Genomic DNA, 1,805 nt, shown 5'->3' with positions numbered 1-1,805 from the left:
CCTTAGCCGGGCGTTATGCGCCAAAGATTGGATTTACATCCATACTCTTATGCAAAATTCTGATGATCTGGATGTTTTGGCTACCAATTTGTTGATAAAAAATAACATGGCTTCCTTGTGGAAATTTTCGGTAGCCATCTCTGATTTCATCACAAGTTTTACCGATATCAGGATTTTCAGCGAGTAGCCAAAATGATTCATCGAATTGTTTGAGATAAATATTTCGTTGCTCGCGGCCCCACTTGCGAGAGGTAAATAAGGCAATATCTTTTAAATCGGATTTTGCCTTGTTGGTTAGTTGGAATGGTTTCATTTTCTCTCTTCGCTATCTAGTTCACTGATAAACGAATCGAGGTCATAATCAGCCATACCACTTTCTTCACCTTCAACGAGTAGTTGTCGTAAAGTGTTCATTTTCGTTTCTTGTGTTTCGAGTAGACGTAGAGCGGAACGAATTACTTCACTTGCAGAGCCATAGCGTCCACTTTGGATCTGGCTACTGATAAAGCCATCAAAGTGTTCGCCGAGTGTAATGCTAGTATTTTTAGCCATTGCGATTTCCTTAATACCAAATAATACCTAATTATGGTATTAAGTTGGCTTAACCGCAAGTGGCGCATAACAAACAATTTAAGTGGATTCTCAACGCGTGGCAGTTTTACTATGCGTCAGGTAAAGTGCTTTACGGTGCAATGCAGCGGCTTGGTCAGTGCGTTGTTCACCACTTAATTGGGCGTTAACTGGCTAGTGGTCAAATCTAATTCGGAGTAAAAAAGTGGACATAGATTACGCATACATTAAGCAAGTTTTAAGCGAAATTAAAGATGCTCAAGAACCTTATGCAGATTCAAAAAAGCTGTACATGAAATACCTTGATGTAGACGATGGCTCAGATAGAGAGTTTATATTTCATTGGCATTTGATCGTAGAAAATGGGCTTGTGTCGACCAACAAAAGTCCAATTTATGACCTCAAGAGTAGTGGCTTGGTTTCATCGCCACAAGCTCCAATGAAATTTATGTTGGTATGCCCACCAATTAGACTAACAAGCTCTGGTATTGAGTTCTTGTCATCGCTTGAAGAACCGAGAATTCTCGATGTCATTATAGAGAAATTTAAAGGGGAAGGGTTCTCTGCCATCATCGATGTTTCCAAGCAGTTAGGCATGAAAATGCTGAACAAAAAATTAGAAAATATCGAGTTTTGAGATCGCCAGTTAACAAACTGCTCAAGAGGGATTCGCAACGCGTGGCATTTTTACTATGCGTTGAATTTAGTGATTAAGGTGGTATGCGGCGGCTTCGGTATTGCGTTGCTCACCCCTTAGCAGGGCGTTATGCTACCAGTCGAAATCTTCAATAAGGAATACTATGAAACAGAACATTGTCCATATTGCTTTAGTTGTAAAAGATTATGATGAAGCCATTGATTTTTATGTAAACAAACTCAAATTTGAACTTATTGAAGATACTCATCAACCTGAACAAGACAAACGTTGGGTGGTTGTGGCTCCACCAAATTCTCATGGTGTTACGTTATTACTTGCCAGAGCCTCGAAGCCAGAGCAGCATGATTTCATTGGGAATCAAGCAGGCGGTCGAGTATTTCTGTTCCTAAATACTGATGATTTCTGGCGTGACTTTAAGCATATGAAATCGATTGGTATTAATTTCGTCCGCGAGCCAACAGAAGAAGACTATGGAACGGTAGCAGTGTTTGAAGACTTGTATGGAAACTTGTGGGATCTTCTTCAATTGAATCCAAGCCATCCAATGGCAAAAAGGTAGCATAACAAACGGCTCAAG

Annotated in this window: 4 protein-coding genes; 2 read left to right on the top strand and 2 right to left on the bottom strand. The window is 40.1% G+C overall.

All coding sequences use genetic code 11. From position 1 onward, the window contains the following. Nucleotides 1-13: 13 nt before the first annotated feature. Both PL85_RS17615 and PL85_RS17610 read right to left on the bottom strand, forming a co-directional pair. The gene (locus PL85_RS17615) at nucleotides 14-313 is read right to left on the bottom strand and encodes a type II toxin-antitoxin system RelE/ParE family toxin (RefSeq protein WP_115340130.1); all 300 of its coding nucleotides are present in this window, start codon (nucleotides 311-313) and stop codon (nucleotides 14-16) included. Next, nucleotides 310-552 carry a type II toxin-antitoxin system ParD family antitoxin gene (locus tag PL85_RS17610; RefSeq protein ID WP_072609711.1) on the bottom strand — a complete coding sequence of 81 codons (243 nt, stop codon included), beginning with the start codon at nucleotides 550-552 and terminating at the stop codon, nucleotides 310-312. Before PL85_RS17610 ends, PL85_RS17615 begins: the two co-directional genes overlap by 4 nt. 223 nt (nucleotides 553-775) lie before the next feature. Here PL85_RS17610 and PL85_RS17605 point away from each other — a divergent pair, with 223 nt between their 5' ends. After that, the gene (locus PL85_RS17605) at nucleotides 776-1,207 is read left to right on the top strand and encodes a DUF2513 domain-containing protein (protein ID WP_225470100.1); all 432 of its coding nucleotides are present in this window, start codon (nucleotides 776-778) and stop codon (nucleotides 1,205-1,207) included. Between the two features lie 163 nt (nucleotides 1,208-1,370). Continuing rightward, a complete protein-coding gene (locus PL85_RS17595; RefSeq protein ID WP_017048945.1) occupies nucleotides 1,371-1,787 on the top strand; it encodes a VOC family protein in 417 nt (138 codons plus the stop codon). The last annotated feature ends 18 nt before the right edge of the window (nucleotides 1,788-1,805 follow it).

Origin of the sequence: Vibrio anguillarum, from assembly GCF_001989995.2 — a bacterium.
GTDB lineage: Bacteria > Pseudomonadota > Gammaproteobacteria > Enterobacterales > Vibrionaceae > Vibrio > Vibrio anguillarum.
Note: the sequence above shows the minus strand (reverse complement) of the source record. Positions and strands in the feature narration are given on the sequence as shown.